The sequence below is a fragment of the Pseudarthrobacter sp. 1G09 genome (assembly GCF_050038305.1).
Taxonomy (GTDB): domain Bacteria; phylum Actinomycetota; class Actinomycetes; order Actinomycetales; family Micrococcaceae; genus Arthrobacter; species Arthrobacter equi.
The window spans coordinates 2,937,209-2,963,960 of the sequence record NZ_CP188306.1 but is presented as its reverse complement, the minus strand read 5'-3'; the positions used below and the strand labels follow the sequence as shown (position 1 = coordinate 2,963,960).

Genomic DNA, 26,752 nt, shown 5'->3' with positions numbered 1-26,752 from the left:
GATGATGCCTTCCAGCGCACCCGGCCAGGACGGACCGCTCAGCGGAACCCGCGTCCTGGTGACCCGCAGCCCGGAACGGTCCGCGGCGCTTGTCCAGGCGCTCGCCCGGGCAGGAGCCACGCCCGTCCTGCTGCCGCTGATCGACTTTGAACGCGCGCCGGACCAGCACGCCCTGGATGTAGCCTGCGACGCCCTGGCCGCTGGTGCCTTTGACTGGCTGGTGGTCAGCAGCGCCACCACCGTCCACGTCCTGATGGAAAAGGCAGCGGAACGCGGACTGGAACTGGGCCGCCTGGTCCCTCAGGCCACCAGGATAGGAGCGATCGGACCCGCTACCCGCAGGATCCTGGAATCCCAGGGCCTGGCAGTGGAGCTGACTCCGGCCGGGGAACAGTCGGCCGCCGGCTTCCTGGAAGCCTGGACCGGGCGCGGCCGGATCCTGCTGCCCCAGGCCGACATCGCCGCCGACACGCTGTCCGACGGACTTCGAAAAGGTGGCGGCGACGTCACCGCCGTCACGGCCTATCGCACGGTCGACTTCCCGGCGGCAGCGGAACGCAGGCTCGCCGTGCAGCCGGAAGACGGCGGCGCTGGCCAGGCGACGGCGTCGTACACGCTGCTCACCCCCGAAGCCGCAGCGGCCGAGATCGCCGGCGGACAAATCTCTGCCGTGGTGGCCGCTTCCCCGAGCGCCGTGCGCCGCATTGCCGCCCTGTCACCGTTGGCCGGCTGCCGGCTCGTGGCCATCGGACGTTCGACGGCGGAACAGGCGGCCTCGCTGGACCTGCCCGTGGCCGCGGTGGCGGATGAGCCCACGCCGGAGGGTCTGGTGGCCGCCGTCGTCAGAGCCCTCACCCCGCCCTGACCGGGCAGACCACCCGGCCGCAGCAGCACCCACGCAACAACCTGAAGGACAGCACCCATGACTTTCCCCAGCCAACGCCCCCGCCGCCTGCGCACCACCCCCGCCATGCGACGGCTCACCGCCGAAACCCGGCTGGCCCCCGCCGAACTGATCCTTCCGGCCTTCATCCGCGAAGGGCTCACCGAGCCGAACCCCATTACGTCCATGCCAGGCGTGGTGCAGCACACCACCGACTCCCTGAAGCGTGCTGCGGCCGAGGCGGTTGAACTTGGCCTGGGCGGCATCATGCTCTTCGGCATCCCGGAAACCCGCGACGCCGAAGGGACCGCCTCCCTCGACCCGGAGGGTGTCCTGAACAAGGCCATCCGCGACGTGCGTGCCGAAGTGGGCGACGACCTGGTCATCATGAGCGACGTCTGCCTGGATGAATTCACAGACCACGGCCACTGCGGAGTACTCGACGCCGACGGGTACGTCGACAACGACCGCACCGTGGAGATCTACGCCAGGATGGCCGTTGCCCAGGCCGAGGCCGGAGCCCACATGCTGGGGCCGTCCGGCATGATGGACGGCCAGATCGCCGCCATCCGGGCCGCCCTCGACGACGCCGGCCACGCCAGCACCTCCGTGATCGCCTACTCGGCGAAATACGCTTCGGCGTTCTACGGCCCGTTCCGGGAAGCCGTGGATTCACAGCTCAAAGGCGACCGGCGGACCTACCAGATGGACGCCGGCAACCGCACCGAAGCGCTGCGTGAGGTGGAACTGGACCTCGCGGAAGGCGCGGACATCGTCATGGTCAAGCCGGCCATGAGCTATCTGGACATCGTCGCTGACGTCGCCGCCATGAGCCCCGTGCCGGTGGCCGCTTACCAGATCTCGGGGGAGTACGCGATGATCGAAGCCGCTGCCGCCAACGGCTGGATCGACCGCAAGGCAGCCATTGCCGAGTCCGTCCTCGGCATCCGCCGGGCGGGCGCCCACATGGTGCTCACGTACTGGGCCGCAGAGCTCGCCGGCTGGCTGAAGGATGCACGGTGACCGCGACTTCCGGCGGAGGACCTGTCCCGGAATCGCCGGCCGCATCCCCAACGGCCCCAGTGGGCGGGGACCGCATCCTTCTCGGCCTGAACACGTTCGGCGATGTCGGCGCGAATCCGGACGGCAGCCCCCAGCCACACGCCGAAGTCCTGCGCCAGCTGCTGGAGCAGGCGGAGCTGGCAGACGCCGTCGGACTCCACGCCTTTGGCGTGGGGGAGCACCACCGCAAGGACTACGCCGTGTCCGCGCCGGAGGTCTTCCTGGCCGCAGCCGCGGCGCGCACGTCCCGGATCCGGCTCGGCTCCGCCGTGACCGTGCTGAGCTCCGACGATCCCATCCGGGTGTTCCAGCGGTTCTCCACGGTGGATGCGATCTCGAACGGCCGCGCCGAAGTCATGCTGGGGCGTGGATCATTCGTGGAATCGTTCCCGCTCTTCGGCCTTGACCTGGCCGACTACGAGGTCCTCTTCGAGGAAAAACTGGAGCTTTTTGACAAGGTGCGGGCACAAAAACCCGTGCACTGGGAAGGACGGACCCGTCCGTCACTGCACGGGCTGAGCGTGTACCCGCCGCTCGAACACCACCTCCTGCCCACGTGGATTGGCGTGGGCGGAACCCCCGAATCCGTGCTGCGGTGCGCCCAGTACGGGTACCCGATCATCTTCGCGATCATCGGAGGCCAGCCGCGTGCCTTCGGTCCACTGGCGGACCTCTACCGCGAAGCCATGGGCAAATACGGACATCCCATGCAGCAGGTGGCCACGCACTCACCGGGACACGTCGCTGCCACGGATGAGCGGGCGCGGGAGGAGTTCTTCCCGCACTGGCTGGCCCTGCGCAACCGGCTCGGTGCCGAGCGCGGCTGGGGGCCGGCAGGACGCGGCGAGTTTGATGCCCTCTGCGCCCCGGAGGGCGCCCTGTACGTCGGCTCCCCGGACACGGTGGCGCGGAAGATCGTCCAGCTGAAACGGAACCTGGGCGTGGACCGCTTCGACTTTAAGTACAGCAACGGACCGCTGCCGCATGCGGCCATGATGCGCTCCATCGAATTGCTCGGCACGGCGGTGGCGCCCCGGGTGGCAGACGCCCTCGCCGGCTGACCTTCCGTGCCGCCTCCCGGCGTCCCGCGAGACCGGCCCCGGCACCGCCGGCAGCTGACAAAGGCGGCACCCGGTGCGCCGGCAAACTGAGAGAATAGGAACCATGACTTCCAGCACCCCTCGCAACGAGGAACTTTTCGACCGCGCCCGCAAGCTGATGCCGGGCGGGGTCAACTCGCCGGTCCGGGCCTTCGGGTCCGTCGGCGGAACGCCCCGGTTCATGGTCTCGGCCAAGGGCCCGTACCTGATGGACGCCGACGGCAACGAGTATGTGGACCTGGTGTGCTCCTGGGGCCCGGCCCTGCTGGGCCACGCCCACCCGGCGGTGCTTGACGCGGTCCACGCTGCAGTGGACCGTGGCCTGTCCTTCGGCGCCTCCACGCCGGATGAGGCCAACCTGGCCGAGATCGTCATGGAACGCGTCCCCGCCGTCGAACGGCTCCGCATGGTCTCCACCGGCACCGAGGCCACCATGACCGCCGTCCGGCTGGCCCGCGGGTTCACCGGCCGCAACCTCATCATCAAGTTCGCCGGCTGCTACCACGGACACCTGGACGGGCTGCTGGCCGCCGCAGGCTCCGGCGTGGCAACCCTCGCCCTGCCCGGCTCGGCCGGTGTCACCGAGGCAACCGCGGCCGAAACCCTTGTCCTGCCTTACAACGACCTCGCGGCTGTGAAAGAGGCGTTCGCCACCCACGGGCCCAACATCGCGGCCGTCATCACCGAGGCAGCCCCTGCCAACATGGGTGTGGTCACTCCCGGCGAGGGCTTCAACCTGGGCCTCTCCCGGATCACCCGGGAACACGGCGCGCTGCTCATCGTGGACGAAGTCCTGACCGGCTTCCGTACAGGCTACTCCGGCTACTGGGGGCTCACCGGCGGCGCTCCGGACGCAGCAGACCCGTGGACGCCAGACCTTCTCACCTTTGGGAAGGTCATCGGCGGCGGAATGCCGACGGCGGCCCTGGGCGGACGTGCCGACGTCATGGATTACCTCGCGCCCACGGGCCCGGTTTACCAGGCCGGAACACTCTCCGGTAACCCCGTGGCGATGGCCGCCGGCGTGGCCACCCTGACCCACGCGACCCGTGACGTGTACTCCTACATCGACGTACGCTCACTGGAGCTGTCGTCCGCGCTGTCCTCTGCACTGGACGCAGCCGGAGTGGACCACTCCATCCAGTTCGCCGGAAACCTCTTCTCGGTGGCGTTCGGAACCTCGGCCCACGGGGTCCACAACTACGCAGATGCGCAGGGCCAGGAGGCGTTCCGCTACGCCCCGTTCTTCCACTCGATGCTGGAGTCCGGCGTGTACCTGCCCCCGTCGGTCTTCGAAGCCTGGTTCCTGTCCGCCGCGCACGACGATGCTGCCATGAACCGGATCTTCGACGCCCTGCCCGCAGCGGCCAGGGCTGCCGCAGCCGCGCAAGGCTAGTTTCCACCGGGCAAGCCCGTGCCTGGACAAAAAGAAAAATCCCCGGCTGCGGCGCAACCGGGGATTTTTCCTTGTGTTCCTGTGGCTAGAGGACGTCTGAGAGGAAGCCCCTTAGACGGTCCGTGGAGGGAGCCGTGAAGATCTGTTCCGGCGGGCCGGACTCCACCACCACGCCGGCGTCCATGAATGTCACGGTGTCCGACACGTTCCGGGAGAAGCCCATCTCGTGCGTCACCACCACCATGGTCATGCCGCCTTTGGCCAGGTCCGCCATCAGCGCAAGGACACCCTTGACCAGCTCGGGGTCCAACGCTGATGTGGCCTCGTCGAAGAACATGACTTCGGGCTTCATGGCCAGCGCGCGGGCGATCGCGACGCGCTGCTGCTGGCCGCCGGAAAGGTTGGCCGGCCGGACATCAGCCTTGTGCTTCAGTCCCACCAGGTCCAACTGCTCCAGGGCCTCGGCACGCGCCTGGTCCTTGGGCAGCTTCCGCAGCTTGCGCAGGGCCAGCGTCACGTTCTCCGCCACAGTCTGGTGCGGGAAGAGGTTGAATTGCTGGAACACCATGCCGATCCGCTGGCGCAGCTCGTCCGGGTTGTCCTTCAGGACTGAGCGGCCATCCAGCAGGATGTCGCCCTGGTCCGGCTCGATCAACCGGTTCATGACCCGCAGCAGGGTGGACTTGCCCGAGCCGGACGGGCCGATCACCGAAGCGGTTGTGCCCTTCTCCACGTGCAGGTCGATTCCGCGCAGGACGTGGTTGTGTCCGAACGAAAGGTGCAGGTTCTTGCCGGTCAGGGTTCCGGAAGCGAATTCCGTCATGCCTGTGCCCCCTTGCCGATAGGTGCTGCCGCGTCGTCGGGTTCCTTCTTCTCCGGCCGGCCCGTGCGGAGCCGGTTATCGATGAAGTTGACGAAGTGGGTGAGCGGGACGGTCAGGACCAGGTACAGGACACCCGCAGCCACCAGCGGCGAGAGATTGCCGGTGTTGGCCATGGCATCGTTGCCGATCCGGAAGATCTCCCGGTCCGAGGCAGCCAGGCCCAGCATGAACACCAGCGAGGAGTCCTTCAGCAGCGAGATGAACTGGTTCACCAGGGCGGGGAGGACCCGGCGGATACCCTGCGGCACCACCAACAGGCGCATGGAACTGCCGTAGCTGAACCCGAGCGCCCTCGACGCCTCGAGCTGGCCCTTTTCAACGCTCTGGATGCCTGAACGGAAGATCTCGCCAATGTATGCGGCGGCGACCAGCGTCAGGGCCAGGATGCCCAGCGGGTACGGGTTCCGCGAGCCCGTGATTTCCCGGGCAATCGGGCTCAGGCCGATGCCGATCACCAGGATCACGAGGATGGCCGGGAGGCCACGGAAAATGTCGGTGTAGATGCGGGCAACCCAACGCGCACCGGCGTTCCGTGAGATTCCCATCATGGCCAGCAGCAGTCCCAGCAGGGAGCCGAGGATGCCGGAGGCCACGGCGAGGATCAGGGTGTTGGGCAGGCCCACCGACAACAGGGAGGGAATGACCTTGGCCATTTCCTCCCAGTTGAAGAAGGTGTCAGCCAGTTGATCGAGGAGATCCATAAACGTCCCGGCTCAATCAGCTCTGGGGAACCGTGGCGGCCTTGCTGCCCGGCTTCCAGTCAGTCGGCGTTTCGCGGTCCGGGTACCACTCCTTGGTGAGCTTGGACCAGGTGCCATCGGCAATTACGGCGTCCAGTCCGGAGTTCAGTGCGTCGATCAGGGGCTGGTTGTCCTTGGCGACGGCGTAGGCCGTGAAGTTCTGCGTGTTGACCACGGACTCGGCGATGACGGTGCCGTCACCCTCCTTGACCTGGCCGGTGGCCTGCTGCGACGGCGCCACCCAGGCGTCGACCTGGCCGTTGCGTACGTTGGCGTAGACCGTTGCGTAGTCCGGGAAACGGATGGGCTCGAGCTTGAGCGTGTTGGTGACGTAATCGTCCTGGACCGTGCCCTGGACGACACCGATGCGGAGGTCGCCCTTGAGGTCGTCGAAGCCCTTGACGTCGCTGTCTTTTTTGGCGACGACAGCCATGAAGCCGAAGTCGTAGCCGTTGGTGAAGCCAACGTTCTGGCGGCGGGCGTCCGTAGTGGAGATCGAGGAGGATCCGACGTCGAACTGCTTGGTGGAAACCTGGGACAGCAGTGCAGAGAAGTCCGTGGCCACGAACTCGACCTCGAGGCCCAGCTTGCCGGCAATGGCCCTCAGGAGCTCGTTGTCGTAGCCGGTGAACTTGCCGGACGGATCGATGAAGATGTTCGGCGGGGCGTCGGAGAGCGTTCCCACTTCGAGCTTGCCTGCGGTGTTCAGGCCAAGCTTGGTCTTGTCGATCTTGTCGACAGGGGTGACATCGGCGGTAGTGTACTTGTCCAGCGTCTGCTGGTCGCTGCCCTGCAGGGCGTCGGTGGGCGTTCCGCTCGGCTGGGAAGAGCCGGAGCCGCAGGCGGCCAGGGAGACCGCCAGTGCAATGGCAACGGGAGCGGTAGTCAGCCACTTCATCGCTTTGATTTTCATCAGGTTGTCACTTTCATCGAGTCTTAAGTCAACCGGGCCGCAAGGCTGCGCTGATGGCGCCTGGCACCTGCCCGGTGCTGGTCCAGCATGGCCAGGGCAGGGGTGACCGCAAAACTAAATTCTCTCACCTTGGGCAAATACTGCAGTGAGGCGAAGATCCGGGCGCCAGGTTGTTACAACGCCGTATGAGATTCGGCTAAAGGCGCGTGACGGGCGCCGGTCGGTCGGTCATTACCAGTACAGCCGAACAGATGGGTGCTGCTGGACGCGCCAAATGTTACGCGGCACTACTGTGACGTGCCTCGCAGCAGGGTTATGGGGCTCAAAACCCGCCGCCGGTAGCGTCCTGCGGGGGCAGCACTGGCCAATCACCTTCGATGACGGCCGTGGGCTTAGTCTTGCGGAGATACCCTTGGAAATCCGCGGCCTGCGTCACCGCCCAATCCACCTGCAGCTGATGGAGCTGGCTTGCGGGCATCATCAGTTTAGGGAATTTACCTGCCATGGCGTCCAAAACCTTCAAGGTGGCCAGGGCATCGGCTGCGGATGTGTGGGCGTTGTCGAGGACCACGCCGTACTCCTCGCAGAGGGCCGTCAGCGTGCGTTTGCCTTTGCGGTAGCGGTCCACCTGCTTGTTCATGATGTAGGGATCCAGCACGGGGAACCGGGTGAGCTGGGGGACACCGTACCGGGCCGACTCCGCCGCCAGGACGGTGAAGTCGTAGCTGGCGTTGAACGCGATGACGGGGACGCCAGTATCGAAAAGCTCCTGCAGTACTGCGGCAAGCTCCCTGGTGACCTCATGCGCTGGACGGCCGTCCTTGCGTGCCTGCTCGGTGGTGACGCCGTGCACATCGCTGGCTTCGGTGGGGATTTCAACCCCGGGATCGGCCAGCCACTCGTGCTCCCGGATGACCTCGCCCCTGTGGTCCACGACAGTGACCGATGCGGTCACTATCCGGGCGGCCCGCGAGTTGCGTCCGGTGGTTTCCAGGTCAAAGGCGGCGCGGGGGAGGGTGTTCCAGGTGCTCATACCTCCACGCTAAAGGGACCCCCGGACAATTCCGTGGAACGCCACTGCGGCTACATTGGATCAATGCGGATTGAGTATGTGCAGGCGGTCCTCGCCATCGTGAGGATGGTGCCGGCAGGATCCGCGGTATCTTATGGCGACGTCGCGGAACTGTTGGGTTCCGGGGGACCGCGCCAGATCGGTTCGGTCATGAGCCACTACGGCAGCGGCGTCCCGTGGTGGCGGATCCTGAAAGCCAGTGGACACGCCCCCGAAGGCCACGAGGCGGACGCGCTGCGCCGATACCTTGATGAAGGGACGCCGTTGGTCGGCGCCTACCGGGATTGGCAGCGCACCGGAGACGGCAGGTGGCGGGTGGACCTCCAGGCGGCTCGCTGGGCACCCGATGGAGAGGATTTCGACCGGATGGATGCGGTGGCCGAGCAACTGGAGCGCGAGCTCCACAGATTGTCAGTGGCTGATGATGGGATGTCGGTGTGACGGTAACACTCCCGCTGACAGGCCCCTTTGACGACGAATTCGAGGACTACCCGGACCCGACTGGCCCGGGTTTTGGCGAGCGCGGCGGCGCGGGCGGGGAAGCTCCTGGCGGCCGCGCTGCGCAGGGTATGCTCTCCGGCTCCGGCCCCCTCAGGCTGCTTCCTCCGAGCCAGTCCCATGCCGAACGGCCCGCACTGACCCCGGACCAGCAAGCCGCCGTCGACGTCGCAGCCGGTTCCGGGCCGGTGCTGATTCCGGGAGCTCCCGGAACCGGCAAGACCACCGTCCTTGTCGAGGCCGCAGTGGAACGGGTCCACCGAGACGGCCTTGACCCTGCAGGGATCCTGATCCTCGCTCCAACACGGCTGGCGGCGGACCACCTCCGCGACCGCTTCACCGCCCGCCTGGACCGAAGCCTTAGCACCACTCCCGCACGGACCTGGGCCTCCTACGCATTCGACCTCATCAGAAGGGCCAAGGCTGAAGGCATCACCCCCCTTTCCAGGCCGCCGCGGCTCCTCTCGGGTCCGGAACAGGACCTGATTATCAGGGAGCTGCTGGAAGGGCACCGGCTGCCCGGGCTGGAACTGCCCTGGCCCGCCGACCTCGCGGGTGCCCTGGAGACCCGCGGGTTCCGGCAGGAGGTCCGCCAGCTCTTCGACCGCATCATTGAGTCCGGCCGGACACCCGCCGACCTGGTGGAGCTGGGCAGGTCGTGTGGCAGGCAGGACTGGATCGCCGCGGCCGCCCTCTACAGCGAATACAGGGATGTGCTGGACCTGCGCATGCCGGAGGCTTTCGATCCGGCCGGCATCATCACCGCTGCCCGGCAGATCTTCCAGGACGCCCCGGAATTCCTCGCCGCGGAGCGGCAACGGCTGCAGCTGATCCTGGTGGATGACATCCAGGAAGCCAACCCTGCGGTCTTCGAACTGTTGGCAGACATTGCCGCCGGCAAGGACTGCCTGGTCACCTCGTCTCCGGACACCGTGGTCCAGGGGTTCCGCGGGGCCCGGCCCGATCTTGTGGCCGAGTTGCCCCGGCTGCTGTCGCCGGACGCCCTGGTGCTCGAGAGGCCACTATGGCACGCCCACCGGCTGGCTCCCGCTGTCGCGGAAGCCTGGCTCGGTGTGGCAGGCCGCATCTCCCAGCGGGCCGGCGGCCAGCTTTCGCGCCGCCTGGAGCAAGGCTCCGCCGGCGATGACCAGGGCCGGGTTGAAGCCCATCTGGTTCCGTCGGCCGTCCACGAGTTGCGGTACGTGGCCCAGCGGATTCTCGACCAGCACATCGGTCAGGGCCGGCCCCTGACGAACATCGCCGTCATCGTTCGCAACGGCGGCCAGGTCAGCGAACTGCAGCGCTACCTGTCCGGGCAGGGCATCCCGGTGCGGGTCCCGGTGGCTGAGTCGGCGGTGCGTGACGAAGTGGCCGTCCGCCCCCTCCTGGACGCCTATGCCATCGCCCTGGACCCCTCGCTCCTGACACCCGAAGGGGCGGTGTCGCTCCTGACGTCCAGGATCGGTGGAGCCACCCCCCTTGAACTCCGGCGGCTCCGGCAATCGCTTCGGCGCGAGGAGCTGACGGGTGGCGGCGGCCGCAGCAGCGACTCCCTGCTGGTCGAGGCGCTCCTGGAACCAGGGGCGCTGGGGAGCCTCGGGATTGAAGGCCGTGCCGCCCGCCGGACTGCCCGGATGATCCAGTCCGGCAAGGAAGCAGCCGGCCAGCCGGGAGCCAACGCCGAGTCTGTGCTGTGGGCCCTGTGGAGCGCCACCGGCCTTTCCGCGGCCTGGACGGAAACCGCCCTGGCCGGGGGACCGCACGGCGCCCGCGCGGACAGGGACTTGGACGCGATGATGGCCCTGTTCCACACGGCAGAGCGCTACGTGGACCAGATGCCCGGCGCCGGCCCGGAACAGTTCCTGGAATATCTCCTGAACCAGGAGCTGCCCATGGACACTCTTGCCGCCCGTGCCCAGGTGGACGACGCCGTCGAACTCATGACCCCGGCCAGCGCCGCAGGCCGGCAATGGCCAGTTGTCCTCATTGCCGGCCTGCAGGAAGGAGTGTGGCCCAATACCAGGCTCCGGGGGGAGCTCCTGGGCAGCACACTCTATGCGGACGCTGTTGAACACGGGACGGCCTACGCCCTGCAGCGCGACCCGCTCAGCCGGCTGCGCGACATCCGGTATGACGAACTCCGCAGCTTTTCCACTGCCGTCTCCCGCGCGGAGGAACTGCTGATCTGCACTGCAGTGGCCTCCGAAGACGACCAGCCGTCGTCGTTCCTGGACTATGCGGCACCGTTGGCCCCGGGTGAGGATGCACGGAGCTTCACGGCAGTTGAGCGGCCCATGACACTGCGTGCCCTCGTCGCGGAACTGCGCCAGCATGCACAGTTGGAGGGCGCCCAGGCGCAGGAGGCTGCGAGGGTCCTGGCAGGCCTCGCAGCCGCCGAGCCTCAGGTCCCAGGCGCCCATCCGGACAGCTGGTGGGGAATTCAGCCGCTCACATCCGCCGACGCCGTGGTGCCGCCGGGCGGCACGGTGTTTGTCTCCCCCTCAAAGGTCGAATCCGTGCAGAAATCACCGTTGGACTGGTTCGTTCAGGCTGCCGGCGGCGAAGCGGCGACAGACTTTGCCCGCAGCCTCGGCACTCTGGTCCACGCCATCGCCCAGGACATGCCTGACGCGTCCGGCCAGGAATACGTTGCAGAGCTTGCCCGCCGCTGGCCGCAGCTGGGAATGAAAGACAACTGGGAGGGCAGGCTCGACCACCAGAGGGCCGAGGCCATGGTGCGGAAGCTCGCCCAATACGTGCTGGCGATGCGCGGCAGCGGACGCAGCCTGCTGGGCGTGGAACAGGACTTTGACGTTGCCCTGGGAGAAGTGTTGCTCGATGACGCATCTCCGCGGGAAGCAGTGCTCCGCGGCCAGGTGGACCGGCTCGAAATCGACAGCGAGGGAAGGCTGGTCATCGTCGATCTGAAAACAGGGAAACGGCAGCCGGGGAAGACTGAATTGGCCAGCCACCCGCAGTTGGGCGCCTACCAGGCCGCCGTCCTTGCCGGCGGTTTCGGCGATGGCAGCGACACCGGGCAGGTGCTTCCCGGCGGGGCGGTCCTTGCCCAGCTGGGGACAACGGCGAAGTCGCCCGCCGTCCAGGAACAGGAGCCGCTGGACCCGCAGGACAACTGGGCGCTCGACATGGTCAAGGAGGCCGCAGCCGTCATGGGAGGCAACACATTCGAGGCCAGGCACGACCCCGGCAAGGGAAGCTTCGGCGGACACGGCTGCAGGCTCCCTGAGGTCTGCCCGCTCTGTGCCCGCGGACGGCAGGTGACCGAATGAGCCAGGATGTGCAGGTGCCCCTCGACGGCCGGCCAGCCGACGAACCTGCTGACGGCGAATTCCCGCCGCCCGTGCGCTTCAGCCCTGAGGAACTTTCGGTCCTGCTGGGTGAGAAGAACGTCCCCACCGCGGAGCAGTCGGCAATTATCTCCTCGCCGCTGACGCCGCGTCTGGTCATTGCCGGGGCAGGTTCGGGCAAGACCGCCACCATGGCGGACCGTGTGGTGTGGCTAGTGGCCAATGGCTGGGTCCGGCCCGAGGAAGTCCTCGGCGTGACGTTCACCCGGAAAGCCGCCGGCGAACTCGCGTCGCGGATCAGGGCCAAACTCGTTTCGTTGCAGCGGGTGGCGTCCCGGGACACCGGCGCACCGCTGTTTCCGGCCGGGATGATCAGCAGTGACGCCCTTGAGCCCAAGGTCTCCACCTACCATTCCTTCGCCAGTGGCATCGTGTCGGACTACGGGCTTCGGCTCGGCGTCGAGCGGGACGTGGTGCTCCTGGGCGGGGCGCAGGCGTGGCAACTCGCCACCGAAGTGGTCGAGGCGTACGACGGCGAGTACGGCCACTTCCGCGCGGCCAAGTCCACCCTCGTGAAGGCCGTCATCCAGCTGGCCGGCGAATGTGCCGAACACCTGCAGGAGCCCGAGGAGGTGGAGGCCTGGCTGATGGCCCGGCTTGCCGACTATGCGGCACTGCCGTACCTCGCCGAGAAGCAGAAAAATCCGCCGCAGGCAGCCGCGGACATCGCACGCATGCTGCGGACGCGGGCCAGCGTGGCGGACATGGTGGGCCGCTACACGGGTGCCAAACGCGCCAGGGGAGCACTGGACTTCGGGGACCTGGTTTCCCTGGCCGCCCGGGTGGCCCGCGATGTTCCCCTCGCGGCACACATGGAGCGGCAGCGGTACAAGGTGGTGCTGCTTGATGAATTCCAGGACACCTCCTATGCCCAGCTGGTCCTGTTCTCGCGCCTGTTCGGCGGCGGTCACGCCGTCACGGCGGTGGGCGATCCCAATCAATCCATCTACGGATTCCGGGGCGCCTCGGCAGGGCAGTTGTTCCACTTCGTTCGCGAGTTCCCGGTTCGCACCGGCCCGGCGGAAGGCCCCGCCCAGTGGGAGCCGGCCCCCACGTCGTATCTGACAACGGCCTGGCGGAACGGCAAGTCGATCCTGGCCGCCGCCAATGTCATGTCTGAATCCCTGGCCAAGGCAGAAGCGCAGCGCGGACCGGCTGGAGGGGGAGCCACAGCCGCAGCAAGCGTGCCGCCGCTGCAGCCCAGTCCATTCGCAGTGGAGGGCAGGGTGGTCCTGGGGCGGTTCGCCAGCGACGCTGAAGAGGCCGCTGCGCTCGCGGACGATGTCCTGAAGTACCGGATCACTGATTTTGAAACCAAACCGGACGGATCTTCGGTGGCACCGGCGCTCGCCGTCCTGTGCCGGCGCCGTGCCCAGATGGAAACGATCCGCCGGCAGTTTGAGGCACGCGGCATCTCCTACGAAATCGTAGGGCTCGGCGGTCTCTTGGATACCCCGGAGGTGGTGGACCTGGTGGCCACCCTCAGGGTCCTGGCCGACCCCGGAAGGTCCGATGCTTTGATGCGCCTGCTGGCCGGTGCCCGTTGGCGGATTGGACCGGCAGACCTGATGGCCCTGCGCGACTGGTCCAGCCACCTGGCCCGCCGGCGCGGACAGCTTTCGGCCAGTCCGGAAGGTGATGAACCCGGGGACGGCGACGGAACGGTCCCGGAGTCCGACCTGACCGACGGCGCCAGCCTGGTCGAAGCCCTTGACTGGCTGCCCCGCGAGGGCTGGACCTCCTCCGCCGGGCGGTCCCTGACGGAGGTTGCCCGCGGGAGGCTGCAGCGTCTGTCAGTCGAGCTGCGCCAGCTTCGGGGCTACCTTGGCGATGACCTCACCACCCTGCTGGGCGAAGTTGAACGGGCCATGCTCCTCGACATCGAAGTGGCGGCCCTGCCCGGTGTCAGCATCCACCAGGCCCGGCGGAACCTCGACGCCTTCCAGGACGCGGCTGCCGGGTTCCTGCGCACCTCCCACAGGGTGGACATCCTCGCGTTCCTTTCATGGCTTGAGGCAGCGGCTGCTGAGGAAAACGGCCTCGAGGCCCCGCCCGGGGACGTGAACCGGGAAGCGGTCCAGCTCCTGACGGTTCACGCATCCAAGGGACTCGAATGGGATGCGGTGTTCGTTCCGGGGCTGAACGCCGGGGCTTTCCCCACCGACAAGGATTCACGCTGGAGCAGCGGAACCGCTGCGCTTCCGTGGCCGCTTCGCGGGGACCGGTCCGACCTCCCGCAATGGGACCTGGACCAGCCTGACCAGAAGGGTTGGATCGACGCCGAAAAAGACTTCAAGGCAGCCGTGCAGGTACACGGTGAATCCGAGGAACGCAGGCTTGCCTACGTGGCCTACACCAGGGCAAAACATGTCCTGTGGGTGTCCAGCGCTGCCTGGGTAGGATCGCGGTCGGGGCGGAGCACCATGTCCCCCTTCCTTGCCGAGCTGGAAACCTTGGCAGTCCCGGCGGCCGGATCACCTGCCCAAGCAAGCGTGCATCCCCTGTCGCTCGATGAAGAAGCCTTGCCGGAAAACAGCCCTCTGACGCTGGAAACGGAAGTGGCAGGCTGGCCCTACGATCCCCTGGAAGGACCAATTGATCCCCGTTCGGGAGAACGGCTGCGTCTCTCCAGAGGGCGCAGGGCACCCATGGAGGCCGCGGCAGCGAGGGTGCTGGCCGAACTGGAAAAAGGGCCCGCCGATCTCCTGACCCAGCAGGACCCGGCCAAAAACCCCGGATTGGCAGGCCCGGCAACCGGCTGGGCCAGGGAAGCTGCGCTGCTGCTGCAACGCCGTTCACGCCGGTCCCACGGACAGGACGTCCACCTGCCAACCCACATCTCTGCTTCCACCCTGGTTGACCTGGAAGAGGATCCGGCGGCCGTGCTGGCCAGGCTCCGCCGCCCCGTACCCAGAGAACCGGGCATGTCAGCCCGCAAGGGGACAGCCTTCCACGCATGGGTGGAGGACTACTTCGGCTCCGCGGGAATGCTCGACCTCGGCGAGGCCCCTGGGTCTGATGACCACATCGATGCCGCCTACGACCTTGACGCCATGGTGGCGACTTTCCGGGCTTCGGAATGGGCCGACCGGGCGCCTGCATACGTGGAAGTGCCCGTGGAAACCCGGGTAGGCGACGTGGTGGTGCGCGGTCGGATCGATGCTGTGTTCCGCGATGCCGACGGACGCTGGGACCTGGTCGACTGGAAGACCGGGCGGCGGCCGTCGGGCGCGCGGCTCAGGACGCGGGCGGTACAGCTTGCCGTTTACCGGCTTGCCTGGGCGCGGCTCAAGGACGTTCCACTGGAATCGGTACGGGCAGCGTTCTTCTACGTGGGAGACAACGAGGTAGTCCGGCCACACGATCTCGGGACAGCAGCAGAACTGGAAGCGATCGTTGCCGCCGCTGTTGCCAACCAGTAACCGTTCACTGCCGCGCTCGGCAGTGAACGGCTACTGGCCGTGGTTGGTCTTGATGACGGACAGGGCCGCAGTGGAGGTATCGTCTCCTGCCCTGCCGGCGCCCTGGTCCGCGCTGGCCGGGGAAGCCGTGTCGTTGCCGTGCTCCGTGGCCGGCGCACCGTCGCCCGTTGCTGCTGCGGCGGGCGCCACCGGAATCTTGGCCACGTGAACTGCTGCCTGCGCCGGCAAGGGAACGGCGGATACTGAGGGCTGGGCCGGCACCGGAACCACCGTCACGGCGGGCATCCCGGCCCCGGCCGCCGGGCCGCCGTCGAGCGCGTCCTGCGTTGAAGAACCCGTGCGGGACTGGCCCTCCGGCGACGGGGTGTCCGACGCGGTGCCGGGGCCCGAACCTGCCGGCGCAACGCCGGCCGTGTGCCCTGGCTGGATTGGCGGCTGGGGTTCGACGCTAATGGGTTGGCCGCCGTGCTCGGCGATATCGGCGGCCAGCGTCTCGAGCATGCCCTCTGCTTCGGCCACCATTTCCGCGTCCCCCGAGGCAATGCCCTTGACCAGGTACTGGGCGAGGGCAAACTCCGCGGACAGGGCTGCCCGGCGCAGCAGGTGCGCGTCCGGGGTATCGCGGCGGCTGGCGGTGTAGCCGGCCAGGACTGCGTCAACAAAGTCCTGTTCGTTGGAGGCCACCAGCCATGCGAAATCGTCGGCGGGGTCGCCGATCCGCAGATCCGTCCATCCCGTGACTGCCGTGACGCGCTGGCCCTCCACCAGGAGGTTGTCCTCGTGCAGGTCGCCGTGCACCACGCAGGGGTTGAAGCGCCAGAGCGACACGTCTTCCATGGCGTGTTCCCAGCGCAGCAGCAGCGCTGAAGGAATCTTGCCGGTGGTGGCCGCCTGGTCCAGCTCATTAAGGCGCCGCTGGCGGAACTCATTGGGGGTGTAGCTGGGCAGGTCGGCGTTGCTGACCAGCGACCTCGGAAGGTCATGGATGGCTGCCAGGGCAACGCCGATCTCCCGGGCCAGCGGAGCCGGGCCGGCGGTGAGGTCCTCAACGCTGCGGGTACTGCCGGCCAGGTGCGAGTAAACGAAGGTGCTCAGGGTTCCCAGCCGGACGCTGCCGGCCACCGTGGGCATGAGGAACGGCAGTTCAGCCCGGATGGCAGGAGCGAAGGCACGAAGGACGAGGAATTCCGTTTCCAGCCGGGCGCTGGCTTCCGCATGGCGGGGTGACCTGACGCGCCAGCGTTTGCCTTCGGAGTCAAGGAGCAGCGCCGAGTCGAAGTCCACGGGATCATCCGGAGCGGAGCTAACTGCCGTCGGTGTCAGTCCGGGGACTGCGGCGGTTGCAACGGCTGCCAGTTCAATCGGTTTTCTTCTCACCGTCCCACGGTAGATTGCCCGCCGTCCAAGACGCCGGTCCGGTAGCGGCGAGTCTCCAGATACGTGCAAAACAGGGGGATACCCAATGGGACCAAAATGTTCAAATGTCAGTCCCAGTCAGTACGGTGGAGTCATGAGCCACGCGGAGTCTGCCACGCCCGTCCACCAGGAAACGCCCGCCCAGGGGCAACCAGCCATCACGCCGGACGGGCCGGGACTCCTGGCTGCCAACCATCTTCGCGACACTTTGCTTCCGGTGCGGCCCGCCCTGGTGGACAGGGGCTCCACGGAACGGATGAAGGCAGGAATGGTGGAAGAGCTCGCGGCCGCTCCGGACACCCTGGCGGTTGTGTTGTCGGGCAGGCAAGGGCTGGTGAGCGGGGGCAGCCTGCTCCTTTCGAACGCCCGCTCACTGCACGCGGAGCTGGCGGCAGCGGGCACCGTTCCGGAGCTGATGGTTTACCTTGGCTCCGCCTTGCCGGCAGCCGATCTTCCCACCGGGACGGAACTGCTGCTGTTCGTGCTGCCCGCTCCGGTCGAGCCGGGAACGGCAGGCGTTCCCGAGGGGGCTTCATGGGCCGGGTTCCGTGATGTGGCGGCCGGCCTGGGGCCAACGGCGACAGCCCTCTTTGTGGAGGCAAGTGCCATTGCCAACTGGCACGCCGGCCATACGCACTGTCCGCGGTGCGGCACACCCACTGAAGTGCAGGCTGGAGGCTGGGTGCGGCGCTGCCCCGCGGATTCGTCGGAGCACTATCCGCGGACAGATCCCGCCATCATCGTGACGGTGGTGGGCCCGGATGGACGCCTGCTCCTGGGCGGCGGGGGGCCGGCCGACGCAAAAAACTTCTCCACCTTGGCCGGCTTTGTCGAACCGGGGGAGTCGCTGGAACAAGCCGTGGTCAGGGAGCTGTTCGAGGAGGTGGGTGTCCGCGTGAAAGCCTGCCAGTACCTGGGCTCGCAGTCGTGGCCTTTCCCCGCCTCCCTTATGCTTGGATTTACCGCCATCACCGATGACGCCGTGGCAACGCCCGACGGCGTGGAGGTCACCAGGGCGCGCTGGTTCAGCCGGGAGGAACTCCAGGACGCCGTGCTCAGCGGTGAGATCACCATTTCCAGCAGGCTCTCCATCGCCCGGGCACTCATTGAACACTGGTACGGCGGCCGGATCCGGGATCTCGCCGACGCCTGAGATCCATATTCACAAGACTGGGCGCGGCAGTCGAACAAAGCAGCAACGGGACACAGAGCAATAGACGTGACTACAGACAACTTCACCGGAGCCCTTTCTCAGGACGGTACAGCCTCCCTGGAGGACCGCATCCTGGGCGGGCTGGACGCCGAGCAGCGCGAGGTGGCCAGCACCCTGAACGGACCCCTGTGCGTCCTGGCAGGTGCCGGAACCGGAAAAACCCGGGCCATCACCCACCGCATCGCCTACGGGGTGCACTCCGGCGTCTACACACCGCAGCGGCTCCTGGCTGTGACGTTCACGGCGCGGGCCGCGGCGGAAATGCGAAGCCGGCTCCGGGACCTTGGGGCAGGCAACGTGCAGGCCCGAACGTTCCATGCGGCGGCGCTGCGCCAGCTGCAGTTCTTCTGGCCGCAGGCCGTTGGCGGCACGCTGCCGAACCTCCTGGAGCACAAGGCACAGACCCTGGCGGAGGCGGCACGCCGGCTCCGGCTCAGCACGGACAGGGCTTCCATCCGCGACCTCGCGTCGGAAATCGAGTGGGCCAAGGTTTCCATGCTGACCCCGGCCAACTATCTGGAAAACGCCCAGGACAGGGGCGCCCCTGGCGGCTTCGACCTCACCGCCGTGGCCCGCGTCTTCCAGTCCTATGAGGACGTGAAGACAGACCGCAACGTCATCGACTTCGAGGACGTCCTCCTGATCACCGTGGGGATCCTGCAGGAGGACGAGAAAGTGGCTGCCACCGTCCGGGAGCAGTACCGGCACTTCGTGGTGGACGAGTACCAGGACGTTTCGCCTCTGCAGCAGCGGCTGCTGGAGCTTTGGCTCGGTGGCCGGGATGAACTCTGCGTGGTGGGCGACGCAAGCCAGACCATCTACTCCTTCACCGGCGCCTCGCCGCGGCACCTCCTGGATTTCAAGGCCCGGTACCCGCAGGCCAACGTGGTCAAGCTGATCCGCGATTACCGGTCCACACCCCAGGTGGTGAAGCTGGCAAACGACCTGCTGGGCGGACGTCGCAGCGGTGGTCCGGCAGCGGATGCCGCGTGGGCCGCGCCCCTGCAACTGGTGGCGCAGCGGCCCGCAGGCCCGGTGCCCACGTTCACAGAGTGCACCGACGACGAAGCCGAGGCGGCCACCGTCGCCCAAAAGATCAAGGCACTGCTCGACGCCGGCACCCCGGCAAGCGAAGTTGCCATCCTTTTCCGCACCAACGGGCAGTCTGAGGCCTACGAACAGGCCCTGGCCGCCGCCGGCATCGGCTACCAGCTCCGCGGTGGCGAGAGGTTCTTTGCGCGCAAGGAAGTCCGGGACGCCATCCTCCAGCTGCGTGCCGCCACCAGGGCGGTGAGTGAAGAGGGAGCCAGCGAACCGCTCGGGCAGTTGGTCCGGGACATCGTCTCCTCCCTTGGGTATACGGATTCCGCCCCGCACAGTGGCGGTGCACTGCGGGAACGGTGGGAGTCCCTGGCGGCGCTGGTGGCCCTCGCCGATGAGCTGGTCCAGGTCCGCGGACCGGAGTTCGGACTGGCGGACTTCGTCAACGAACTCCAGGAGCGTTCGCTCGCCCAGCACGCCCCCACGGTGCAGGGTGTCACCCTGGCGTCCCTGCACGCCGCGAAAGGCCTGGAATGGGATGCAGTGTTCCTCGTGGGCCTCAGTGAAGGCCTGATGCCCATCTCCTTCGCCGATTCCCCGGAATCGGTGGATGAAGAGCGCCGGCTCCTGTACGTCGGCATCACCCGTGCGCGGGAGAACCTTTCCCTGTCCTGGAGCACGGCGCGGACGCCGGGTGGCCGGGCCAACCGGAAACCGTCCAGGTTCCTTGACGGACTCCGTCCCAATTCCGTGGCCACGTCCAGCACCCGCGGGAAGGGCCCGGCTCCGCGGCGGAAGGCTGCCGCCCCGGCAGTGTGCAGGGTCTGCGGCAGCATGCTGTCCTCTGGCGCGGAGCGCAAGGTGGGACGGTGCAATGCGTGCCCGCCCAGCTACGAGGAACAGACGTTCGAAGCCCTGCGGACCTGGCGCCGCGAAGTGGCACTCTCTGCTGATGTGCCCGCGTTCGTGGTCTTCACCGACGCCACCCTCACCGCCATCGCCGAGGCGAGGCCGGCATCAATCGAGGATCTCGCCGGCCTGGCGGGCGTAGGTCCATCGAAGCTTGAGAAGTACGGCGACGACGTCCTGCGGGTGCTGACCGAGAGCACCGAGCTGTGAGCTCCGGCGGGCCGCCCACACTGACCACAGCCGACGGCGCGCCGGTGGAGGTCAGGCGGTCTTCCCGCCGGACCCGGACGGTGGCTGCGTTCTGGGAGGACGGGACTGCCGTCGTCGCCATCCCTGCGCGGTTTACCTCGGCCCAGGAAACCGAATGGGTCCGGCGCATGCTGGCAAAGCTGCAGCGCCAGGGGGAGCGGCGCAGCGCGGCGGGCAGGAAGCGGCCGGCGTCCGATGCCGCCCTCGCAGCCCACGCCGCCCACCTGTCTGCCCAGTACCTGGGTGGGCGCTCAGCTCCGGCTTCCGTCCGGTGGGTCAGCAACCAGAATTCACGTTGGGGCTCTGCCACCCCGGCGGACGGCACCATCCGGCTTTCGGACAAGCTGAAGCCGATGCCCCAGTGGGTCATTGACTATGTCCTGCTGCACGAACTCGCGCATCTCCTCGTGGCCGGGCACAACGCCGCGTTCTGGAAGATGCTCGAGGCGTACCCGGAAACGCAGCGGGCGAAAGCATTCCTTGAAGGGGTTTCCTTTGCCTCCGCGCGCGGCCTGGCCACCGGCCGCGGAGCCGGGGACGACAAAGCCGGCGCCCTGCCGGAGCCCGAAGGCTGGCCGGAGGACGCCGACTAGGTTGAGGGTGCTGCCGCCGCAGCGGGATGGTCAGGCCTTCGGCTGGGTGCCTTCGCCGCCGTCGTTATCGGTGCGGTCGTCGTCGGTACTGTCGCCAGCGGAGCCGGCTGAGCCGGGAACCTCGCCGGAACCCGGGGCTCCGTCGCCGTTCTCCGCTGCGCCGGCCGACGTTTCGTTGGCGTCATCGGTGGCGGGGGCATCAAAACCACCGCTGAGCAGCTTCTGCAGGGCATCGTCCACTTCGCTGTCGCTGGCCTCAGCCAGCTTGCGGCGGGCGCTGAAGCCCTTGGGATCGTCCAGGTCCTCGGCGGTGGGCAGCAGGTCCGGGTGGTGCCAGATGGCGTCCCGGCCTTCGACGCCACGCTCCTCCTTGAGGGCGGCCCACAGCGTGGCCGCGTCCCGGAGGCGGCGCGGCCGCAGCTCCAGCCCCACCAGGGAGGCGAAGGCATGCTCTGCCGGGCCGCCGGTTGCGCGGCGCCGCCGGACAGTTTCACGCAGGGCGGCAGCGGAGGGGAGCACATTCTCGGTGGCGGCGGCGGTCAGTTCGTCCACCCAGCCCTCCACGAGGGCCAGCGCCGTTTCGAGCTTTTCCAGGGCCTGCTCCTGCGCAGGGGTGCGCTTCGGCATGAAAACACCCTGGGAGAGGGCTTCCTGGATTCCTTCGGGGTTGCTCGGGTCCAGGTCCCGGGCCAGTTCCTCGATGCGCGAAGTGTCGATGTGGATGCCGCGGGCGTATGCCTCAATGGCTCCCAGGAGGTGCCCCCGCAGCCACGGGACCTGCACGAACAGCCGGGCGTGGGCTGCCTCACGCACTGCGAGGAACAGCCGGATGTCGTTTTCCGGCAGGGACAGGCCCTCCCCGAAAGCGGCAACGTTGGCCGGCAAGAGGGCCATTTCCAGGTCCGCAAGCGGCACGCCGATATCAGTGGAGCTGACAACGTCCGCCGAGAGTGCGCCGATGGCCTGGCCCAGCTGCATCCCGAAGATGGCGCCGCCCATGTTCTGCAGCATCGAGGAGGCGCCGCCCATCATGGACTTCATTTCCTCGGGCATCTGTTCCGTCATGGCGGCGGAGAGGGCATTGGCGATGCTGTTCGCCACCGGCTCCGTCAGCCGCTTCCAGGTTCCCAGTGTTGCTTCGACCCACTCAGCACGCGACCAGGCCCGCCCGATCAGTCCGGTGGACGGCAGGTCCGTGACCGGGTCAAGCCACAGCTCCGCCAGGCGCAGGGCCTCATCCACCTCCCGGGACTGCTGGGAGGTCACCGACGGATCGGAGCTGCTCGCGGCCACTCGCCGTGCATTGTCGTGCGCCAGCGTCCAGTTGACGGGCCCTTCGGACGGGGCACTCATCATGGCCTGGACCTGGGAGAACATCTGGGCCAGCAGGTTGGGATCGTTCGGCAGGCCGGCAGCCTTTGCGAGCTCGGCCGGATCAAAGTTTTCCATGCCCTTGCCGCCCATCAGGTTCTGCAGCATCTCGGCCAACGGATCCTTGGGGGTATCGTCGCCGTTCGAAGAATTGTGTGGGTTGGAGGTCATGATCCCGCCGATCGTCGGTGTGACTGGTGCTCAACCTTCACGGTACCCCGGCCATCCGCGGCTGTCTGCCGCACCGGCTTGACGTTCGCTGTGGGCAAAGAGCCCCCGGGTCCTGCTACCGCGTACTGTTGTTGGGTGACTACAACCCGTGGCGGGTACCCCTCCGAGGACCACGCTTCAGAGCTTCTTTCCCAGCCCCGGCCAGGGGATCACGACGGCGGAGCGGCCGGCGGCAATGACGCGGACGGCGGCGCGCCAACAGGTTCTGCGCCTCGCCGAAGCCCCAGGGTTTCAGCCATGATGCTTGCCGGTATGACGGCGTTGGGCCTGGGCATCGCCGTCGGGGTCATTCCCGTGCCGTACGTCATCGAATCCCCGGGGCCCACGTACAACACGCTGGGACAGGGACAGGGGACTCCCGTCATCAAGGTCACCGGGCATGAGTCCTACCCGGCGGCAGGCAACCTGGACCTCACCACGGTGTACGTCGACGGCGGCCCCAATAGCCCGGTCAGCATCCTGACCGCTTTCTCCGCCTGGCTCGACCGGTCCAAGTCCGTTTATCCGGTGGAGCTGATCTATCCCACGGGGACCACCAAGGAAGAAGCCGCCCAGCAGAGTTCCGTCGCCATGACCACGTCCCAGGAAAACGCCGTCGCCTCGGCCCTGAACGAACTGGACATCCCTTTCGGCCAGCAACTGCAGGCCGCGGGACTGTCAAACGGGTCGGCTGCGGAAGGCAAGATCCAAACCGGGGACGTCCTCAAGACCATCAACGGCAAGGACATCACGTCACTGGCCGTCATCCAGGACGAGCTCGCGGCCGGCAAGGGCGCCCCCGCAGCCGTGGTGCTGGAGCGGGACGGCCAGCCGGTGACTGAGACCATCACCCCCAAGGACAACGGCGAAGGCCGGTTCATCCTTGGGGTGATGCTGAAGTACCTGTTTACGTTCCCCTTCGATGTGCATATTTCGCTGGACAAAGTGGGCGGCCCGTCGGCCGGGCTGATGTTCTCCCTGGGCATCATCGACACCATCACCCCCGGCGACCTGACCGGCGGCAAGCACATCGCCGGCACAGGCACCATTTCGCCGGACGGCACTGTTGGGGCCATTGGCGGCATCGTGCAGAAAATGCAGGGCGCCCGCGCCGGGGGAGCCACCCTGTTCCTGGCACCCGCGGAAAACTGCGGGGAAGTGGTGGGGCACATCCCGGACGGGCTCCAGGTGGTCAAGGTGGGCAAGCTCGCGGAGGCGAGGTCCGCCGTCGAACGTGCCGGCAGTGGCCAGGACACAACGGGCCTGCCCACCTGCGGAAACAACTAGACTGGGCGCATCTAGACTCGACAGGAACTAAGCCTTACCGCCACTCGTGGCAAAGGTGACGGACAATTCCAGCTGCAGGCCGGGGGAGTACGTCACTCGCACGCACGCTTCGAATATCTGACGACCAGCTATGAGGTACCAAGTTTGTCCCGTCCCGCCAGCACCATGTCCACCGGCAGACCCCCTTCCCGACGCGGTGCGCTGACGCCCACCCTGATCGTTGTTGCCCTCGTCGTCGTGGGCTTCATCTTCTTCGCCAACGTCTGGACCGATGTCCTTTGGTACCGGCAGCTGGGGTTCATGGAAGTCTTCATCACCGAGAACCTTGCCAAGATCGCCATCTTCGCTGCCGGGTTCGCCATGATGTTCGCCGGCGTGTTCTTTGCCATCCGCATTGCCTACCGGTCCCGGCCGGTCTACGCGCCTGATTCCGATATCCGGGACAACCTCAACCGCTACCAGGCGCAGCTTGAACCGGTACGGCGGGTGGTCATGATTGGCCTGCCCATCCTCTTCGGCCTCTTCGCCGGAAGCGCTGCCGCGAGCCAGTGGCAAAAGGTATTGCTCTTCTTCAACCAGGTGGGCTTTAACAAGCAGGACCCCCAGTTCAACATGGACATCAGCTTCTATGTGATGGTCCTGCCCTTCCTGGGATTCGTCACGGGCTTCCTGATCAGCGTGGTTGTCATTGCCGGCATCGCCGGCATCCTGACCCACTACCTCTACGGCAGCATCCGGCTCATGGAGCGCGGCGTCTACACTGCCCGTGCAGCCCAGATCCACATTGCCGTCACCGGTGCCGCGTTCCTGATCCTGCTGGGCATCAACTTCTGGCTTGACCGGTATTCCTCGGTCCAGAGCAGTGGCGGACGCTGGGCCGGTGCCCTCTACACGGATGTCAACGCCGTCATCCCCACGAAGGCCATCCTTGCCGTTGCTGCCGTGCTGGTAGCTGCTCTGTTCATCGTGGCAGCAATCATTGGCCGCTGGCGCCTGCCGGTTATCGGAACGGCGATGCTGATCATCACGTCCATCCTGGCCGGTGGAGTGTACCCCTGGGTGATCCAGCAGTTCCAGGTCCGTCCTTCGGAAGAAACGCTGGAGAAGGACTACATCCAGCGGAACATCGACAACACCCGCAGTGCTTACGGGCTCGATGGAATCCAGGAGACCCGCTACGACGCCACCAACACGGCAACCTCAGGTGCCCTCGCCCCGGACGCGCAGACCACCGCAAACATCCGGCTGCTGGACCCCAACCTGATCTCTGACGCCTTCGCGCAGCTGGAACAGTACCGCCCGTACTACCAGTTCCCCGAGGCCCTCAACGTTGACCGGTACGAGGTGGACGGCAAGATCCAGGACACCGTGATCGCTGTCCGGGAACTGAACCCCACCAACGTGATAGCCAACCAGCAGGGCTGGTTGAACCAGCACGTGGTGTACACGCACGGCTACGGCGTGGTGGCTGCCAAGGGCAACAAGTTCACCGTGGACGGCAAGCCTGAATTCCTGCAGTCGGGCATCCCCTCCAATGGCGTCCTGGGCAACGACTCCTCCTACCAGCCCCGCATCTACTTCGGTGAATCCTCACCCGAGTACTCGATTGTCGGCGCTCCGGAAGGCACCGCTCCGCGTGAGCAGGACCGTCCGTCCGGCCGCGAAGGCGAAGGCGAAACCCAGTACACGTTTACCGGCAATGGCGGCCCGAACGTGGGCTCGTTCTTCAACAAGGTCCTGTACGCCATCAAGTTCCAGTCCTCGGACCTGCTGCTCTCGGACGGCGTGAACTCCGATTCGCAGATCCTGTACGACCGCAACCCCCGGGAACGCATCCAGAAAGTTGCGCCGTACCTCACCGTTGACGGCAACGCCTACCCGGCGGTTGTTGACGGCCGCGTGAAGTGGATCGTAGACGGCTACACCACCAGCCAGTACTACCCCTACTCGCAGCAGAAGCAGCTGTCTGAGGCCACTGCAGACACGCAGACCACCTCCGGCCGTGCCGTAGCCCTGCCGAACAGCACCGTGAACTACATCCGGAACTCCGTCAAGGCAACCGTGGACGCCTACGACGGCTCCGTCACCCTGTACGCCTGGGATGACCAGGACCCCGTCCTCAAGGCCTGGAACAAGGTGTTTCCCACGTCCCTGAAGCCCTATTCGGAAATGTCCGGTGCGGTGATGAGCCACGTCCGTTACCCGGAGGACCTGTTCAAGGTCCAGCGTGAACTGCTGGGCCAATACCACGTGACGGACCCCCGCAGCTTCTACAAGAACAACGACGCATGGAGTGTTCCGGCCGATCCCACAGTGGACACCGACGTCAAGCAGCCGCCGTTCTACATGTCGCTGCAGATGCCTGACCAGGACAAGCCGGCGTTCCAGCTCACTTCATCCTTCATTCCGCAGATTGTGAACAACAACGCCCGTAACGTCCTCTATGGCTTCCTGGCGGCGGATTCCGACGCCGGTAACCAGGCAGGGGTCAAGGGCGAGGGCTACGGCAAGCTGCGGCTGCTCAATATCCCGCCGGAAACCCAGGTCCCCGGCCCGGGCCAGGCGCAGAACAAGTTCAACTCCGATCCCACGGTGTCCCAGGCCCTGAACCTGTTGCGCCAGGGTGCCTCGGACGTGCTGAACGGCAACCTGCTGACCCTTCCCGTGGGCGGCGGCATCCTGTATGTGCAGCCGGTCTACCTGAAGTCGACCGGTGAGACCTCGTATCCCACCCTGCAGCGCGTGCTGGTGGCATTCGGTGACAAGGTGGGCTTCGCGCCGACCCTGGACGAAGCACTCAAGCAGCTCTTCGGCGGTAATTCCGGCGCAGCAGCGGGCGACTCGGACAACAACGGGCAGACGCCAGCCGGGCCGGCTAATCCATCGGAGCCGGGAGCGGACGCCAAGGCTGAGCTGAAGGCGGCGCTGGACGAAGCAAATGCTGCCATCCAGGCCGGCCAGTCGGCTCTTTCAACCGGTGACTTCGCCGCTTATGGTGAGGCGCAGAAGCGGATCACCGCGGCGCTGAAGAAGGCCGTGGACGCCGAAGCCAAGATTCCAGGCACCACCCCGGAAGCCAGTCCGGCACCAACGGCAACGCCGTCACCGTCGCCCAGCAACTAGCCA

Annotated in this window: 18 protein-coding genes; 12 read left to right on the top strand and 6 right to left on the bottom strand. The window is 66.9% G+C overall.

All coding sequences use genetic code 11. The features are described from left to right. Window positions 1–4 precede the first annotated feature (4 nt). From ACP3TD_RS13565 to hemL, 4 genes are all read left to right on the top strand, one after another. Window positions 5–865, top strand: coding sequence for a uroporphyrinogen-III synthase (locus tag ACP3TD_RS13565; protein WP_426763546.1), 861 nt, complete (start codon window positions 5–7; stop codon window positions 863–865). A 57-nt stretch (window positions 866–922) separates the two neighbouring features. Beyond that, window positions 923–1,906 carry a porphobilinogen synthase gene (hemB, locus tag ACP3TD_RS13560; protein WP_426763543.1) on the top strand — a complete coding sequence of 328 codons (984 nt, stop codon included), beginning with the start codon at window positions 923–925 and terminating at the stop codon, window positions 1,904–1,906. Next, on the top strand, window positions 1,903–3,006 hold the full coding sequence (locus ACP3TD_RS13555) for an LLM class flavin-dependent oxidoreductase (RefSeq protein ID WP_426763541.1): 1,104 nt from the start codon (window positions 1,903–1,905) through the stop codon (window positions 3,004–3,006). The genes hemB and ACP3TD_RS13555 overlap by 4 nt, the downstream gene beginning before the upstream one ends. 103 nt (window positions 3,007–3,109) lie before the next feature. Further along, the gene (hemL, locus tag ACP3TD_RS13550; protein WP_426763539.1) at window positions 3,110–4,441 is read left to right on the top strand and encodes a glutamate-1-semialdehyde 2,1-aminomutase; all 1,332 of its coding nucleotides are present in this window, start codon (window positions 3,110–3,112) and stop codon (window positions 4,439–4,441) included. A gap of 85 nt (window positions 4,442–4,526) precedes the next feature. Here hemL and ACP3TD_RS13545 read toward each other — a convergent pair whose 3' ends face one another. From ACP3TD_RS13545 to ACP3TD_RS13530, 4 genes are all read right to left on the bottom strand, one after another. Beyond that, window positions 4,527–5,264, bottom strand: a complete 738-nt coding sequence (locus ACP3TD_RS13545; RefSeq protein WP_426763536.1) for an amino acid ABC transporter ATP-binding protein — start codon at window positions 5,262–5,264, stop codon at window positions 4,527–4,529. Then, window positions 5,261–6,025, bottom strand: a complete 765-nt coding sequence (locus tag ACP3TD_RS13540; protein ID WP_426763533.1) for an amino acid ABC transporter permease — start codon at window positions 6,023–6,025, stop codon at window positions 5,261–5,263. The genes ACP3TD_RS13545 and ACP3TD_RS13540 overlap by 4 nt, the downstream gene beginning before the upstream one ends. A gap of 16 nt (window positions 6,026–6,041) precedes the next feature. Next, the gene (locus ACP3TD_RS13535; RefSeq protein ID WP_426763530.1) at window positions 6,042–6,977 is read right to left on the bottom strand and encodes a substrate-binding periplasmic protein; all 936 of its coding nucleotides are present in this window, start codon (window positions 6,975–6,977) and stop codon (window positions 6,042–6,044) included. A 322-nt stretch (window positions 6,978–7,299) separates the two neighbouring features. Then, entirely contained in the window at window positions 7,300–8,010 is a 711-nt protein-coding gene (locus ACP3TD_RS13530) for a 3'-5' exonuclease (protein ID WP_015937658.1), read from the bottom strand. A 63-nt stretch (window positions 8,011–8,073) separates the two neighbouring features. On the opposite strand from ACP3TD_RS13530, the gene ACP3TD_RS13525 reads away from it, so the two are divergent. From ACP3TD_RS13525 to ACP3TD_RS13515, 3 genes are all read left to right on the top strand, one after another. Continuing rightward, window positions 8,074–8,490, top strand: a complete 417-nt coding sequence (locus ACP3TD_RS13525) for an MGMT family protein (RefSeq protein WP_426763527.1) — start codon at window positions 8,074–8,076, stop codon at window positions 8,488–8,490. Window positions 8,491–8,618: 128 nt separating this feature from the next. Then, entirely contained in the window at window positions 8,619–11,837 is a 3,219-nt protein-coding gene (locus ACP3TD_RS13520; RefSeq protein ID WP_426767242.1) for an ATP-dependent helicase, read from the top strand. Beyond that, window positions 11,834–15,337, top strand: coding sequence for an ATP-dependent helicase (locus ACP3TD_RS13515; protein ID WP_426763524.1), 3,504 nt, complete (start codon window positions 11,834–11,836; stop codon window positions 15,335–15,337). Before ACP3TD_RS13520 ends, ACP3TD_RS13515 begins: the two co-directional genes overlap by 4 nt. A gap of 30 nt (window positions 15,338–15,367) precedes the next feature. Here ACP3TD_RS13515 and ACP3TD_RS13510 read toward each other — a convergent pair whose 3' ends face one another. Continuing rightward, window positions 15,368–16,714: a phosphotransferase gene (locus ACP3TD_RS13510; RefSeq protein ID WP_426763521.1), complete on the bottom strand. Its 1,347-nt coding sequence runs from the start codon at window positions 16,712–16,714 to the stop codon at window positions 15,368–15,370. A 133-nt stretch (window positions 16,715–16,847) separates the two neighbouring features. Between ACP3TD_RS13510 and nudC the strand changes: the two genes are divergently transcribed. The 3 genes from nudC to ACP3TD_RS13495 all read left to right on the top strand — a co-directional run bounded on the left by nudC (window position 16,848) and on the right by ACP3TD_RS13495 (window position 20,758). Then, window positions 16,848–17,906 (top strand): NAD(+) diphosphatase, encoded by a 1,059-nt coding sequence (gene nudC / locus ACP3TD_RS13505; protein WP_426763519.1) that lies wholly within the window; start codon window positions 16,848–16,850, stop codon window positions 17,904–17,906. Between the two features lie 66 nt (window positions 17,907–17,972). Then, window positions 17,973–20,126, top strand: a complete 2,154-nt coding sequence (locus ACP3TD_RS13500; protein ID WP_426763517.1) for an ATP-dependent DNA helicase UvrD2 — start codon at window positions 17,973–17,975, stop codon at window positions 20,124–20,126. Further along, window positions 20,123–20,758, top strand: coding sequence for a M48 family metallopeptidase (locus ACP3TD_RS13495; RefSeq protein WP_426763515.1), 636 nt, complete (start codon window positions 20,123–20,125; stop codon window positions 20,756–20,758). Before ACP3TD_RS13500 ends, ACP3TD_RS13495 begins: the two co-directional genes overlap by 4 nt. Window positions 20,759–20,788: 30 nt before the next feature. Here the strand turns inward: ACP3TD_RS13495 and ACP3TD_RS13490 are convergent, their stop codons facing one another. Beyond that, a complete protein-coding gene (locus ACP3TD_RS13490; protein WP_426763513.1) occupies window positions 20,789–22,300 on the bottom strand; it encodes a zinc-dependent metalloprotease in 1,512 nt (503 codons plus the stop codon). A gap of 135 nt (window positions 22,301–22,435) precedes the next feature. On the opposite strand from ACP3TD_RS13490, the gene ACP3TD_RS13485 reads away from it, so the two are divergent. After that, window positions 22,436–23,626: a YlbL family protein gene (locus tag ACP3TD_RS13485; RefSeq protein ID WP_426763511.1), complete on the top strand. Its 1,191-nt coding sequence runs from the start codon at window positions 22,436–22,438 to the stop codon at window positions 23,624–23,626. A gap of 165 nt (window positions 23,627–23,791) precedes the next feature. Continuing rightward, window positions 23,792–26,749 carry a UPF0182 family protein gene (locus ACP3TD_RS13480; RefSeq protein WP_426767240.1) on the top strand — a complete coding sequence of 986 codons (2,958 nt, stop codon included), beginning with the start codon at window positions 23,792–23,794 and terminating at the stop codon, window positions 26,747–26,749. Window positions 26,750–26,752 lie beyond the last annotated feature (3 nt).